Source organism: Roseomonas populi (assembly GCF_024594815.1).
GTDB classification, from domain to species: Bacteria; Pseudomonadota; Alphaproteobacteria; order Acetobacterales; family Acetobacteraceae; genus Roseomonas; species Roseomonas populi.
Map to the genome: position 1 here is coordinate 122,036 of NZ_JANJOU010000002.1, position 12,802 is coordinate 134,837.

The 12,802-nt window shown below is 69.8% G+C and carries 12 protein-coding genes; 9 read left to right on the forward strand and 3 right to left on the reverse strand.

Annotated elements, in window-relative coordinates; translation table 11 throughout:
- Positions 1 to 207 precede the first annotated feature (207 nt).
- The 4 genes from NRP21_RS03585 (at position 208) to NRP21_RS03600 (ending at position 6,155) form a co-directional block, all read left to right on the forward strand.
- Positions 208 to 1,710: an ATPase domain-containing protein gene (locus tag NRP21_RS03585; protein ID WP_257714806.1), complete on the forward strand. Its 1,503-nt coding sequence runs from the start codon at positions 208 to 210 to the stop codon at positions 1,708 to 1,710.
- Positions 1,710 to 3,800 (forward strand): ATP-binding protein, encoded by a 2,091-nt coding sequence (locus tag NRP21_RS03590; protein WP_257714807.1) that lies wholly within the window; start codon positions 1,710 to 1,712, stop codon positions 3,798 to 3,800. The genes NRP21_RS03585 and NRP21_RS03590 overlap by 1 nt, the downstream gene beginning before the upstream one ends.
- 109 nt (positions 3,801 to 3,909) lie before the next feature.
- Positions 3,910 to 5,262 carry a GTPase HflX gene (gene hflX, locus NRP21_RS03595; RefSeq protein WP_257714808.1) on the forward strand — a complete coding sequence of 451 codons (1,353 nt, stop codon included), beginning with the start codon at positions 3,910 to 3,912 and terminating at the stop codon, positions 5,260 to 5,262.
- 176 nt (positions 5,263 to 5,438) lie between these two features.
- Entirely contained in the window at positions 5,439 to 6,155 is a 717-nt protein-coding gene (locus NRP21_RS03600; protein WP_257714809.1) for an EthD domain-containing protein, read from the forward strand.
- 75 nt (positions 6,156 to 6,230) lie between these two features.
- Here NRP21_RS03600 and NRP21_RS03605 read toward each other — a convergent pair whose 3' ends face one another.
- Together NRP21_RS03605 and NRP21_RS03610 are read right to left on the reverse strand one after the other, a co-directional pair.
- Positions 6,231 to 6,983 carry a short-chain dehydrogenase/reductase gene (locus NRP21_RS03605; RefSeq protein WP_257714810.1) on the reverse strand — a complete coding sequence of 251 codons (753 nt, stop codon included), beginning with the start codon at positions 6,981 to 6,983 and terminating at the stop codon, positions 6,231 to 6,233.
- A 137-nt stretch (positions 6,984 to 7,120) separates the two neighbouring features.
- Complete coding sequence (locus NRP21_RS03610; RefSeq protein WP_257714811.1) at positions 7,121 to 7,777, reverse strand: GntR family transcriptional regulator; 657 nt, start codon at positions 7,775 to 7,777, stop codon at positions 7,121 to 7,123.
- Between the two features lie 146 nt (positions 7,778 to 7,923).
- Here NRP21_RS03610 and NRP21_RS03615 point away from each other — a divergent pair, with 146 nt between their 5' ends.
- The 3 genes from NRP21_RS03615 to NRP21_RS03625 are packed head-to-tail and all read left to right on the forward strand — an operon-like array spanning position 7,924 to position 10,449.
- Positions 7,924 to 8,688 carry a glutathione S-transferase family protein gene (locus NRP21_RS03615; RefSeq protein WP_257714812.1) on the forward strand — a complete coding sequence of 255 codons (765 nt, stop codon included), beginning with the start codon at positions 7,924 to 7,926 and terminating at the stop codon, positions 8,686 to 8,688.
- The gene (locus tag NRP21_RS03620) at positions 8,685 to 9,458 is read left to right on the forward strand and encodes an enoyl-CoA hydratase/isomerase family protein (RefSeq protein ID WP_257714813.1); all 774 of its coding nucleotides are present in this window, start codon (positions 8,685 to 8,687) and stop codon (positions 9,456 to 9,458) included. Before NRP21_RS03615 ends, NRP21_RS03620 begins: the two co-directional genes overlap by 4 nt.
- A 25-nt stretch (positions 9,459 to 9,483) precedes the next feature.
- Positions 9,484 to 10,449 (forward strand): Bug family tripartite tricarboxylate transporter substrate binding protein, encoded by a 966-nt coding sequence (locus NRP21_RS03625; protein ID WP_257714814.1) that lies wholly within the window; start codon positions 9,484 to 9,486, stop codon positions 10,447 to 10,449.
- Positions 10,450 to 10,477: 28 nt separating this feature from the next.
- Here NRP21_RS03625 and NRP21_RS03630 read toward each other — a convergent pair whose 3' ends face one another.
- The gene (locus NRP21_RS03630) at positions 10,478 to 10,819 is read right to left on the reverse strand and encodes an NIPSNAP family protein (RefSeq protein WP_257714815.1); all 342 of its coding nucleotides are present in this window, start codon (positions 10,817 to 10,819) and stop codon (positions 10,478 to 10,480) included.
- Between the two features lie 86 nt (positions 10,820 to 10,905).
- On the opposite strand from NRP21_RS03630, the gene NRP21_RS03635 reads away from it, so the two are divergent.
- Together NRP21_RS03635 and NRP21_RS03640 are read left to right on the forward strand one after the other, a co-directional pair.
- On the forward strand, positions 10,906 to 11,628 hold the full coding sequence (locus tag NRP21_RS03635) for a FadR/GntR family transcriptional regulator (RefSeq protein ID WP_257714816.1): 723 nt from the start codon (positions 10,906 to 10,908) through the stop codon (positions 11,626 to 11,628).
- A gap of 33 nt (positions 11,629 to 11,661) precedes the next feature.
- Entirely contained in the window at positions 11,662 to 12,801 is a 1,140-nt protein-coding gene (locus NRP21_RS03640) for a mandelate racemase/muconate lactonizing enzyme family protein (RefSeq protein WP_257714817.1), read from the forward strand.
- Position 12,802: the final 1 nt, after the last annotated feature.

Consider the following 12,802-nt stretch of genomic DNA (forward strand, 5'->3'; position numbering starts at 1 on the left):
AGTGGAAGGAGAGGCGGATCAGCGGAATCCCCCGGGACCGCTTTGCCCGGTCGTTGTCCCTCCGGCGGCCGGCGGAAGGGCGTCGCGGTTCCTCGGGGCTGGACCTATGCGGCGCCGCATGGCACGGCAAGGGCGGGCGCCGAAGCCCCGCCGGATCATGCCCGCAACGGCCTGGCCGGATCGTTGTACCTCAACCGGGATCGTAAGATGGAACGCAGGACGCAAGCCCCGGACCATGCCCGGACGGGGGTTCCGGGCCTTGACGACGTTCTCGGCGGCGGGCTGTCCCCCGGGCACATGTTCCTCCTCGAGGGCAGCCCCGGCACGGGGAAGACCACCATCGCCCTGCGCTTCCTGCTCGAGGGTGCGGCGAAGGGCGAGCGCGGCCTCTACATCACCCTTTCCGAGACGGACCGGGAGCTGCGGGCAGGCGCCGCCTCCCACGGGTGGACGCTGCCCGAGGAGGTGACGGTCTTCGAGCTGGTGCCGCCCGAGAGCATCATGGACGAGGCACAGCAGCAGAGCCTCCTCTACCCCTCCGACCTGGAGCTCGGCGAGGCGACCCGCCAGATCTTCGGCGCCTATGAGCGCATCCAGCCCGTCCGCGTGGTGCTGGACAGCCTGTCGGAGATCCGGCTCCTCGCCCAGAGCTCCCTGCGCTACCGCCGCCAGATCCTCGCCCTGAAGCACTACTTCGCCCGGCTGGGCGCCACCGTCCTGCTGCTAGACGACCTGTCGTCGGAAGCCCTAGACAAGACCGTCCACAGCGTCGTCCATGGCGTCATCCGCCTGGAGGAGCTGGCGCCGGATTACGGCGCCGAGCGCCGCCGGCTGCGGGTGTCGAAGTACCGGGGCCAGGCGTTCCGGGGCGGCTACCACGACTTCGCCATCCGCACGGGCGGGGTGCACGTCTTTCCCCGCCTCGTCGCCGCGGAGCACCGGACCAGCTTCGGCCGCAGCCGCGCGACGAGCGGCATCGAAGGGCTGGACGCGCTGCTGGGTGGCGGGCTGGAGCAGGGCTCGAGCGCGCTCATCCTGGGGCCGGCGGGCACGGGCAAGAGCACCTTCACGCTGCAGTTCGTAGCGGCCGCCGTTGCCCGCGGCGAGAAGGCGTCCATGTTCGTGTTCGACGAGGAGCTGGGCCTGCTCTTCAAGCGCACCCGGGCCATGGGCTTCGACATGGAGGCGATGCAGGCCAGTGGCGCCCTGCATATCGAACAGCTGGACGCGGCGGAGCTTTCCCCGGGCGAGTTCTCCCACCGGGTGCGGGAGCAGGTGGATGTGGCCCAGGCCAAGACCGTGGTGGTGGACAGCCTCAACGGCTACCAGGCGGCGATGCCGGACGAGAACTCACTGGTCCTGCACATCCACGAACTGCTCCAGTACCTCAACCGCCAGGGCGCGACCACCATCCTGACGATCGCGCAGCACGGGCTGGTCGGCGACATGAAGTCGCCGGTGGACGTGACCTATCTCGCGGATACGGTGATCCTGCTCCGCTACTTCGAGGCGCTGGGCAAGGTGCGGCGGGCCGTGTCCGTCATCAAGAAGCGCACCGGGGCGCACGAGGACAGTATCCGCGAGTACCAGATCGGCGAGGGAGGCCTGATCCTGGGCCCGCCGATCGAGAACTTCCAGGGCGTCCTACGCGGCGTGCCGACCCTGGTCGGCAGCCCGGCGACGCTGCTGGACCTGCAAGCCCCGAAGTGATGCCCTCATCCGAAAGATCGGCGCCCGAGGCGCTGGTCTTCACGCCAAACGGGCGCGACGCAACCATCGCCGCGGCGCTGCTGCGCGAGGCGGGGGCGGCGCCCAGGATCTGCCCCGACCTCGCCGCCTTCGAGGCCGCCATCAGCGACGAGGCCTGCTTCGCGGTGCTGACCGAGGAAGCCCTGCAGCACGCCGATCTCAGGGGCATCGCGGCCCGCGTCGCCGCGCAGCCGCCCTGGTCGGACCTGCCCTTCATCGTCCTCACCCGCAGCGGCGGCGGGCCGGAGCGCAACCCGGCCGCGGCGCACCTCTCCGAGGTCCTCGGTAATGTCACCTTCCTGGAGCGGCCGTTCCATCCCATCACCTTCGCCAGCGTCGCGCGAACCGCCCTGAAGGGGCGCCACCGGCAGTTCGAGGCGCGGGCGCGGATCGAGCAGCTGCACGAGAGCGAGGGGCGGCTCTCCACGGCCTTGCAGGCGGGCCGCCTGGGAACCTGGGAGTTCGATGTGGAGAGCGGCACGCTGGGCTCTTCCGATGCATGCAAGGCCGTGTTCGGGCGCACCCCGGAGCAGCCCTTCGGCTACGGGGACCTGATCGCCAGCATCCATCCCGAGGACCGCCCGGCCATGCAGGCCGCCGTCCGGGCCAGCATCGAGAGCGGCGCAGACTATCTCATCGAGTACCGCAACATCTGGCCGGACGGGACTCTGCACTGGGCCGAGGTCCGCGCCCGGCTTGTGCGGGACCGGGACGGGAGGCGGCCCAGGCTGGTGGGGGTATCTTCCGACATCACCGCCCGGCGCACGGCCGAGGAGAACCTGCGGCGCCTGAACGAGACGCTCGAGGAGCGCGTCGCGGCGCGCACGGCGGAGCTTCGCCAAGCCCACGAGGCCGTGCTTGTCGAGGCCGAGCAGCGCCGCCTGGCGGAGGAACTTCTGCGCCAGAGCCAGAAGATGGAGGCGGTGGGCCAGCTGACCGGCGGCCTGGCGCACGACTTCAATAACCTGCTGACCGGGATCATCGGCAGCCTCGATCTCATCCAGCGCCGCATCGAGCAGGGCCGGAGCGAGGAACTGGGGCGCTACATTGCCGCGTCCAAGGCGGCGGCGGGGCGCGCGGCTGCCCTGACGCACAGGCTGCTGGCCTTCTCGAGGCGGCAGACGCTCGACCCGAAGCCGATCGCGCTGAACCAGCTCATCGCCGGGATGGAGGAGCTCGTGGTCCGCACGGTGGGACCGGCCATCGAGCTGCGCTCCGCGCTGCAGGAGGATCTCTGGGCCACGCTCGTCGATCCCAACCAGCTGGAGAACGCCCTCCTCAACCTCTGCATCAACGCGCGCGACGCGATGCCCCAAGGGGGGCGACTGACGATCGGGACGGCGAATGCATCGCTGCGCGGCCATGCGGCCGGCGCGCTGGAGCTTGCACCCGGCGACTACGTCCTGTTGGACGTCGAGGACACCGGGACGGGGATGAGCGAGGAGGTGATGCAGCGCGCCTTCGATCCTTTCTTCACGACCAAGCCGCTCGGCCAGGGCACCGGCCTGGGCCTGTCCATGATCTACGGCTTCGCGCGGCAGAGCGGCGGGCAGGTGCGCATCGAGTCCGAGCTGGGCCGGGGCACGAGGATGCGCCTCTACCTGCCGCGCCACGCCGGGCCTGCCCTCGAGGCGGGAACGCTGCCCGCCACCGCCGATGCGCCGCGGGCGACGGCCGGGGAGACGGTCCTGGTGGTGGACGACGAGGAGACGGTGCGGATGCTCGTCGTCGAGGTGCTGCAGGATCTGGGCTACGCGGCGGTGGAGGCGGCCGATGGCCAGGATGGGCTGAAGCTGATCCAGGCCGGCGGGCGCATCGACCTGCTCGTGACCGATGTCGGCCTGCCCGGGGACATGAACGGGCGGCAGCTGGCCGATGCCGCGCGGGTGGTCCGGCCCGGCCTGCGCGTCCTCTTCATCACGGGTTACGCCGAGACGGCAGTGGTCGGAGAGGGCGATCTCGAGGAGGGCATGCAGGTGCTGACCAAGCCCTTCGCCATGGATGCCCTGGCCAGTCGCATCCAGGAGATGATCAGAGGCCGCCAGCGGTAACGGCCCGGTCGCCGTCCGCTCGACCGCACTCGCCGTTCCGGCATCCTTCGGGAAGGCCGCCATCGCGATGATTTTCGGGTGGCAAGGCGAACCGTGCTACCTCACCGCCATGGATACCAGACCCCCCACTCCCCGAGCCGTCCTTGTCGGCATCCAGATGCCGCAGGTCGATGACGTTGCTCATGAGGCCAGCCTTGAGGAACTGGGGCGCCTGGTGAAGACGCTGGGCTATGAGGTGGTCGGGACTGTTTCCCAGAAGCGTGAGGGCACGGGCGCGGGATCGCTGCTGGGCAGCGGCAAGCTCGCCGAACTGGCGGCGATGACCGGAGGAACCGGCGTGGTCGGCTCGATGGCACCTCCGCCGAGGTCGAAGGCCCGGGCGCGGTTCGAGGGAGCGTCCAACGCCGCCGATCCCGCCGGACCAGAGCCCGAGGCCACCCGCTGGCCCGAGTTCGTCATCGTGGACCATGAGCTCTCGCCCAGCCAGATCCGCAACCTGGAGAGGGCGACGGGGGCTCAGGTGCTGGACCGCACCGGCGTCATCGTCGAGATCTTCCACCGTCACGCCAACACGCGGGAAGCGAAGCTGCAGGTGGAGATGGCGCGGCTGAAATACGTGGCGCCGCGCCTGCGGGAGTCCTCGGGCGGCGGCGAGCGGCGGCAGGGGCCGGGCGCGGGCGAGAGCAACCTCGACCTGGACCGCCGCAAGATCCGCGATCGCCTCGCGGAGCTGAAGGAGCAGCTGGAGGCGGTGCAGCGCGACAGCGACAATCGCCGGTCCGCCAGGCGGGACCAGCTGCGGGTTGCGCTGGTGGGCTACACCAATGCGGGCAAGTCTTCGCTGATGCGGGCGCTGACCGGCAGCCAGGTGCTGGTGGAGGACAAGCTCTTTGCCACGCTCGACACCACCGTGCGCATCCTGCAGCCGGAGACCCGGCCGCGCGTGCTCGTCTCGGACACGGTGGGGTTCATCAAGCAGCTGCCGCACGACCTCGTCGCCTCGTTCCGCTCGACGCTGACGGAAGCTCTCGAGGCCTCGCTGCTGCTCTTCGTCGTCGATGCCTCGGACCCGACCTACGAGGCGCAGCTCGAGGTAAGCCGGAGCGTGCTGCGGGAGATCGGAGCGGATGTCGTGCCGTCCCGGCTGGTGCTGAACAAGATGGACAGGGTGGACGAGACGGGGCGCGCCGCGCTGGCGGCGAAGCATCCGGACGCGATCATGTTGTCCGCCCATTCGCCCGGCGATGTGAGCGCGCTTCAGGACACCATCATCGCCTTCTTCGAGGCAGAGATGATCGAGGACGTGCTCCTGCTGCCTTACGCGAAGCAGGGACTGATCGGCGAGGTGTACGAGAGTGCGCGAGTCCTGTCCGAGGAGTATGACGAGAGCGGGCGGGTGCTGAAGGTACGCGGCCTGCCCGGCGCCATCGCGCGGCTGCGGCAAAGCCTCGCGGCAGCCTGAAGAAGCGAAGGGGGAAAGGCCCGCCCGCGCTCCGGCAGCTGGTTGAACCCGACGGCGCCATTTCCGGGTGCGGGCCGGTGGGTATGGCGCGGCGATCGGGCGAGGCAGTATCCTACTGGAGATCCGCGCCGATCGCTCGCCTTTGTCCCGCAGATGCCCTCCCGACAGGTGACACCATGACGCTGCGTCCCAAGCGCCTCTACCTGGTCCGGCGGAATCCTTCGCTGACCCGGGAGGAGTTTCCGGGCCGCTGGATGCGGCATGGCGACCTGTCGCTGAGTTTCCAGGCGAAGCAGGGCTTCGCGAACGTGTATCGCTACCTGCTCTGTCCGGTCATGCAGCCCCAATCTGGGAAAGGACCTGAACACGGCGGAAATGGCGTGGCCGACGGCGTCGGCATGTTGTTCTTCCGCGACGAAGCGGCCCGCGAACGCCATCACGCCTCGGCCGCGCAACGGGCGGCCATGGAAGCGGACGAGGACGAAACCTTCGCCGAGCGTGTGAACGGGACATCCCTCTTCGTCGTTGAGCAGGTGGCGCTGGACGGTCCGCTCACGCCTTTCCTGCTCACCACGGTCCTTCGGCGCCGGCCGCACGTGACGCCGCAGGCGTTCGAGGCATGGTGGAACGACGTCCATGTCCACTCGGTCCTCCGTGCGGCACCGGCCTTGCGCCGATTTGTCGGCAACATCCCCATGGAGGACGGGTCTGGTGACCTGCAGGCCGATCTCATTGAGGAACTGTGGTTCGTGAGCTTCGAGGATCTGAGACGCACCCTCGAGGACACCGCCTTCGCTGAAACCCGCGGCGCCCTGCTGGAGCAATGCGATGTGGTGTCCCGGCTGGAGAGCGAGGTCCGGGTCCTCCATGACGCGGACCCAGGTCCGACCTGACGATGGACCTGGTCCGGGCGCGGGGGACGCTCTTCTCCTGGCGAAGCGCGCCGCCGGGCTCCGCGAGGACCGGACCTAGCCCGCCGGCGCCCCGTTGATCGTCAGGATCGTTCCGCTCGTATAGCTGGACCGACGCGAGGCCAGGAACACGGCGGCGCTCGCGATCTCCTCCACGGTGGCCGCCCGGCCGAACGGCATGCCGGCCTGGAGCTCCTGCCAGCGCCCCGCATCGCCCAGCTCCGCCGCCGCGCGGGCCCGCAAGAGCACCTCGTTCCGGTCCGTCGCGACAGGGCCGGGGTTGATGCCCACCACGCGGATGCCGTCCTTCCCCGAGCCGATGGCCAGGCTGCGGGTGAACGCCATCAGCGCGGCATTCCCCGTGCTGCCGGCGATGTAGTCCGGGCTCATCCGCTCCCCGGCGGAGCCGATGATGTTGACGATAACGCCGCCACTCGCCTTCAGCGCGGGGTAGAGCGCGCGGCTGAGACCGATGTAGCCGAACACCTTCAGGTCCCACGCCGCGCGCCAGCGCGCGTCATCCACGTCAAGGAGGTTGCCCGCCGGGATGGCACCGGCATTGTTGACGAGGATATCGAGGTCCTCAACCTCGGCTGCGACGCGCTCCAGTTCCGCTTGGCGCGACAGGTCGGCTGGGATGGCCCGCGCGCCCCCGCCCATTTCCTGGGCCAGCGCCTCCAGCGCGGCGGTGTCCCGCGCGGCGAGCAGCACGCGGCAACCCTCGGCCGCCAGCGCCCGCGCGATGCCGCGGCCGATCCCCTTGGAAGCACCGGTGACGAGCGCCGTGCGCCCGGACAACTCCAGATCCATGCCGTTCCCTCCGTCCGCCGAATCCGATGGCGCTTCTTCTGGCAGCCAGCTTCGTCCGATGGACGACAGCAATCAAACCCGAAGGCTCCTCCGGGCAAGTCGACCGGATCCGGTTCGAGCGCCCTGTGCTGACGCCGTCACGTCGTCCCACCCTCGTGCCCGGCGACGAGATCGGCAAAAACACGCCCGCCCGACTGGATATGATCCCGCATGGCGGCCCGTGCCCCATCCTCGTTCCCGGCCAGGACGGCCTCGAGCAGCGCCCCGTGCTCCCGCCACGAGGCCTTCACCCGTGCCGGCTGGCCGAGACTGCTGCGGTGGTAGGAGAGCATACGCCGGCGCGTGAGGCGCAGCTGCTCGGCCAGCACGGCGTTCCGCGCGCCCGCGTAGATGGCGCCGTGAAAGGCGGCGTTGGCGGCCATGTAGGCCGCGGTGTCCAGCCGCTGCATCGCGGGCCGTGCCTCCGCGTGCAGCGTGCGGAGCCATTCCCGTTCTTCCCCGGTCATGCGCCGGGCTGCCAGGCCGGCCGCTTCCGCCTCCAGCGCCGTCAGCACCTCCACCATGCCCAGGGCAAGGCCGGGCGAAAGGCCCTGCACCACCGCACCCCGCCTGGGAACCATGCGGACCAGCCCGATGGCCGCCAGGTGCAGCAGAGCCTCCCGCGCTGGGGTACGGGACACGTCGAAGCGGCTGGCCAGGCCCTGCTCGTCCAGCGTGTCGCCGGGCAGCAGTCGCCCCGCGTCGAGGTCCTCCTCGATCACCTGCAGAAGCGCGCTGCTTGTCCGCCTCGCCACCGGCCCGCCACTCGCATTCTTATGGGGTACTTGCGTATACATAACGTCGATGCTCTAGTTCCGTCCAGCCCGGGCCGCAGAACCGGGGGATGGAGGAGAATGATCATGGCGCGGGATCCGCGGCCGCACGCGTCCGCTGTCGCCCCATGATCGTCCTGCACCACGCCTGGCGCTCCAGCGCGTCGCGCCGTGTCCGGCTCTGCCTGGAGGAGAAGGGGCTCACCTACGAGAATCGCGTCGTGGACATGGCGGCGATGGAGCACCACGCGCCCGAGTATCTTCGCATCAACCCCAACGGCGTCGTGCCCACCCTGCTGCACGATGGCCGGCCGCTGCACGAGAGCGGGACGATCTGCGAGTACCTGGACGAGACCTTCCCTGACCGGCCGCTCCGCCCGGAGGACCCCTACGGGCGCGCCCTGATGCGGAACTGGATCCGGTACGTCGACGAGCGGATCGGTCACCTCATCGTCTTCAACTGGCGCTACCGCCTGCAGGCCGCGGCCGCCGCGCTGTCCGACGAGGAACTGGCGGAGCGGGTGCGCCGCATCCCCAGTGCAGAGCGGCAGGAAGCCTGGCGCCGCGTTGCCCGCCGGCCCTTCACGGAGGAGGAGCGAACGGCAGCGCGGGCGCAGCTGGTTGCCCTTCTGGGCCGGATGGAGGAGGCGCTGGCGCCCTCCGGCTGGCTCGTGGGTGCCCGTTACTCCATCGCGGACATCGCGGCCGTTCCCTTCGTGAAGCGGATTGAGGAGGAGATCGCGCCGGAGCAGGTGACGCCGGCGGCGCACCCCCGGGTCGCGGAATGGTGGGCACGGATCCAGGCCCGCCCCGCCTTCGCGCGCGCAGGGATCGGCCCGTTCTGGGACGCGCCCGTCATGACAGGTCATACCGAGCCGGAGATGCTGACTTGACTGATGGATTTGAGACCGGGGTGCCGGGCCTGAGCATCGCCGGGGCGGTGGCCACCATTCGCCTGAACAGGCCGGCGGTGCACAACCGCATCGAGCTCTCGGACCTGGCGGCCCTCGGCGGGATCATCGACACCATCGAGGCGAATCCCGAGGTGCGCGCCGTCATCCTCACCGCGAGCGGCCGTTCCTTCAGCTCCGGCTTTCACATCGGCGAACTCAGGCCCGGGGAGGGGGCCGATGAGTCGGCCTTCGGACGCTTGGCGGACCGGTTGGAGGCACTGCGCCAGCCCACGATTTGCGCGCTGAACGGGGGCGTGTACGGCGGCTCCACCGACCTTGCCCTGGCCTGCGACTTCCGCATCGGCGTCACGGGCATGGCGATGTTCATGCCCGCGGCGCGGCTCGGCCTGCACTACTACCCGAGTGGCCTGGGCCGCTATGTCAGCCGGCTCGGCCTCAACGCTGCCAAGCGGCTTTTCCTGACCGCCGAGAAGCTCGAGGCCGAGGAGCTGCTGCGGATCGGCTTCCTGACGGAACTTGTTCCACCGGAGGCGCTGCAAGCGCGTGCCGCGGCTTTGGCCGCCATCCTCGCCGCCAATGCGCCGCTGGCGGTACAGGGCATGAAGGCCGCGCTGAACGGCATCGCCCGTGGCGAGTTGGACGCCGAGGCCGTCGCGGCCACGATCCGTCAGGTCCGCGCTTCCGAGGATCTGCGGGAAGGCAAGGCCGCCTGGGCGGAGAAGCGCGCGCCGGTCTTCACCGGGCGCTGAAGGACAAGAGGAAGGGCAGGACAGGATGATCACGCGCCGGCTTACCCTTGCCGCACCCGCGCTCCTAGCTGCCCGCGCCGCGGGTGCCCAGGGCTTCCCCAACCGTCCGCTCCGTGTCGTCGTCGGCTTCACCGCCGGCGGGGCGACCGACCTGGCCGTGCGGACCGTCGCGCCGCGCCTGTCGGAAGCGCTCGGCCAGCCCGTGGTGGTGGACAACCGGCCCGGTGCGGGCGGCAACATCGCGACCGAGGTGGTGGTCCGCTCGCCGCCCGATGGCTACACGCTGCTTCTCGGCACCATCGGGCCCATGATCATCAATCCCGTCATCTACCCGAACCTGCCCTTCGATCCCCTGGCCGATCTTGCGCCCGTTACCACCCTCGTCCAGTCCTCCACGGTTCTCGTCGTGCCGGCCTCGCGGCCATGGCGCAGCGTGGCGGACCTCATCGCCGCTGCGAAGGCCGCGCCGGGCAAGCTGAACTGGGGCTACAGCGGTGTCGGCACCACGGGCCAGCTGGCGGCATCCCTGCTGAACCAGCTCGCGACGATCGAGACGGTGGGCGTGCCATATCGCGGTGGCGCACCGCTGATGACCGACCTCATCTCGGGGCGGCTGGACTTCACCTTCTCCACGACCCCTCCGGCGCTGCCGCAGGTGGAGGCCGGCAAGATCCGCGCCCTGGCCGTGCCGACCCTGCGGCGCGCGCCGGGCCTGCCCGACGTACCCACCATTGCCGAGAGCGGCGTCGCGGACTTCAACGCGGAGAACTACTTCATGCTGCTGGCCCCGCGCGGCACCCCGCCCGAGGCGATTGCCACCTGCAACGCCGCGGTCCGGAAGGCGCTGGCGGACGCGGAGGTGGCCACCCAGCTTCGGCGCCTGGGGCTGGAAGGGCAGGCCAGCACACCGGAAGAAGCGGCCGAGTACCTGCGCACGGAGGTGCGCCGCTGGCGCCCCGTTATCGCGTCCAGCGGCCTGCAACCCGAGTAGTCTGGGCCGAACTCGCGCTCAGTGCCTCTCAGTCGTCAGCGCCCGCTGGCCTCTGCCAGAGCACCTTCATGAAGGGCGCGGGGACCAGCAACTTGTTCTCCTGGTGCACGACCATCGGCCGCACCTTCGCCGCATAGGCCTTCCAACTCGGGTCGGCCGTAAGCCGCGCCCGCCGCTCCGTGCGCTCCGCGAGATCCTCGTAAGCCCAGAGGTGGACCACCTGGTTCAGCGGGCCGAACTCGGTCGCGTAATAACCCACCATCCGGCCGAGGATCGGCTGCTGGATCGCCAGGCCCTCGGCCTCGTAGGCGGCAAGGTAGGCCGGGGCCTGCCCGGCATGCAGCGTGTAGATCCGTTCTTCGACGATCATCCGCCTCTCCTCCGGGAGCAGCCTTGCGCAGGCCATCGGTCTGGTACTACCAATTTGGTAAGACCAGTTCGGAGGATCGTCAAAGGGTGATCGCCATCCCTGCTACGGGGGACGAGCGGGCCAACCTGATCGGCCGCCTGCTGCCCTTCATCGCTCACCGCCGCCTGGAGCCCGGTGACCGCCTGCCTTCCGAGCGGGAGCTGGCGGAGCGCTTCGGTGCCAGCCGTGGGGCGGTGCGGGAAGCGCTCGCGGTACTGGAGGCACTGCGGGTCGTCGAGCGGCGCCCGAACTCCGGCATCTACCTGCGCCCGGTGGACCGGCACGGCTCCATCGAGGCCATCGTCCTGCAGGCCGAACTCGGCATCCCGCTGACCGAAGCCGAGGTGCGGGAAGTCGTGGAGCTGCGGCGCATCCTGGAAATGCAGGCCGTGCGGCTCGCGGCCGAGCGCAGGAGAACGGAGGACGTTCAGCGGTTGGACGAGATCCTGGCGCGCACGGACGCTGTGATCGCCGCCGCCGGCAATCCGGCGGATGAGGACGCGGCCTTTCACCTGGCGATGGTGGAGGCAACGGGGAACCACGTGTTCCTGCGCGTTGTGAACGCCTTCTACCTCATGTCCCGCAACCGGCGGCGCGCCTACTTTGCCGATGGCAGCCGCGCGCCACTCTCACAGCGGCAGCACCGGGCCATGCGGGACGCGGTGGCAGCGGGCGACCCGGACGCCGCGGAGGTGGCCATGGGCGGGCACCTGCGGGGTGTCGAGAGCTACTGGATGGAATTGCTGGAGAAGCGGGCACGCGGCGACTGAACCCGCGGCTCACCGGGAGGAAATGAGAGGACCATGAAGGTCACGGACGTCATCTGCCACGTGCTGCAATCCAAGGTGGAGCAGCCCTTCACCTCGGCCCGCGGCTGGCTCTACACCACGCGCGCCTCCTGCATCGTCGAGGTGCGGACGGATGAGGGCATCACCGGCTGGGGCGAGTGCTACGGCCCCGCCATGGTTAACAAGACCATCATCGAGACGCAGTACCGCGCCCGCGTGATCGGCCGCGACCCCTTCGACGTGGAGGTGGTCTGGGAGGACCTCTATAACCGCATCAAGGATTACGGCCTCACCGGCATGACCATCGCCGCGCTGTCGGGCATCGACATCGCGCTCTGGGACATTATCGGCCGCGCTGTGCGCAAGCCCGTGCACAAGCTGATCGGCGGCGCACACCGGACGGAGGTGCAGGCCTATGCCACCGGCCTCTACTTCATCGACATGGACCGCTTGGTCGAGGAGGCGGTGGAGGAGGCGGTGGAGTACGCGGAGCAGGGCTTCCGCGCCATCAAGATGAAGATCGGGCTGGGCGACCCGAAGCTGGACCTGCGCCGCGTGAAGGCGGTGCGGGAAGCGATCGGGCCGGACATCAAGCTCGCCGTCGATTCCAACCACTGCTTCACCGTGCCCCAAGCTATCCGCCTTGGCCGCGCGATGGAGGAGCACGACATCCTCTGGTTCGAGGAGCCGATCAGCCCCGAGGACCATGACGGCTATGTGGAGGTCACGCGCGCGCTGGACATGGCCGTGGCGGGCGGGGAGAACGACTTCACGCGCTGGGGCTTCCGCGACGTGATCGCGCGCAAGGCCATGGACATCGTCCAGCCCGATGTCTGCGCCGCCGGCGGTATCAGCGAGTGCCGCAAGATCGCCGCCATGGCCTCCGCCCACGGGGTGGAGTGCGTGCCCCATGCCTGGGGTTCCGCCATCGGACTCGCCGCCACCGTGCAGTTCATCGCCGCGCTGCCGGACATGCCGCCGGCCTTCCGCCCCATGCCGCCGATGCTGGAGTTCGAGCAGACGCCGAACCCCCTGCGCGACCACTTGGCGAGGGAGCCGATTGTCCAGCGCAACGGCATCGTCCGCGTGCCGGAGGCGCCGGGGCTGGGCATCGAGGTCGATATGGCTATCCTCGAACAGTACAAGGTGGCCTGAG

Excerpts from the sequence above, each read along its gene's own strand:
- NRP21_RS03585 (WP_257714806.1), top strand. The coding sequence starts at position 208 with ATGGAACGCAGGACGCAAGCCCCGGACCATGCCCGGACGGGGGTTCCG.
- NRP21_RS03625 (WP_257714814.1), top strand. The coding sequence starts at position 9,484 with ATGATCACGCGCCGGCTTACCCTTGCCGCACCCGCGCTCCTAGCTGCC.
- NRP21_RS03640 (WP_257714817.1), top strand. The coding sequence starts at position 11,662 with ATGAAGGTCACGGACGTCATCTGCCACGTGCTGCAATCCAAGGTGGAG.
- NRP21_RS03630 (WP_257714815.1), bottom strand. The coding sequence starts at position 10,819 with ATGATCGTCGAAGAACGGATCTACACGCTGCATGCCGGGCAGGCCCCG.
- NRP21_RS03590 (WP_257714807.1), top strand. The coding sequence starts at position 1,710 with ATGCCCTCATCCGAAAGATCGGCGCCCGAGGCGCTGGTCTTCACGCCA.
- NRP21_RS03615 (WP_257714812.1), top strand. The coding sequence starts at position 7,924 with ATGATCGTCCTGCACCACGCCTGGCGCTCCAGCGCGTCGCGCCGTGTC.
- NRP21_RS03600 (WP_257714809.1), top strand. The coding sequence starts at position 5,439 with ATGACGCTGCGTCCCAAGCGCCTCTACCTGGTCCGGCGGAATCCTTCG.
- hflX (WP_257714808.1), top strand. The coding sequence starts at position 3,910 with ATGGATACCAGACCCCCCACTCCCCGAGCCGTCCTTGTCGGCATCCAG.
- NRP21_RS03605 (WP_257714810.1), bottom strand. The coding sequence starts at position 6,983 with ATGGATCTGGAGTTGTCCGGGCGCACGGCGCTCGTCACCGGTGCTTCC.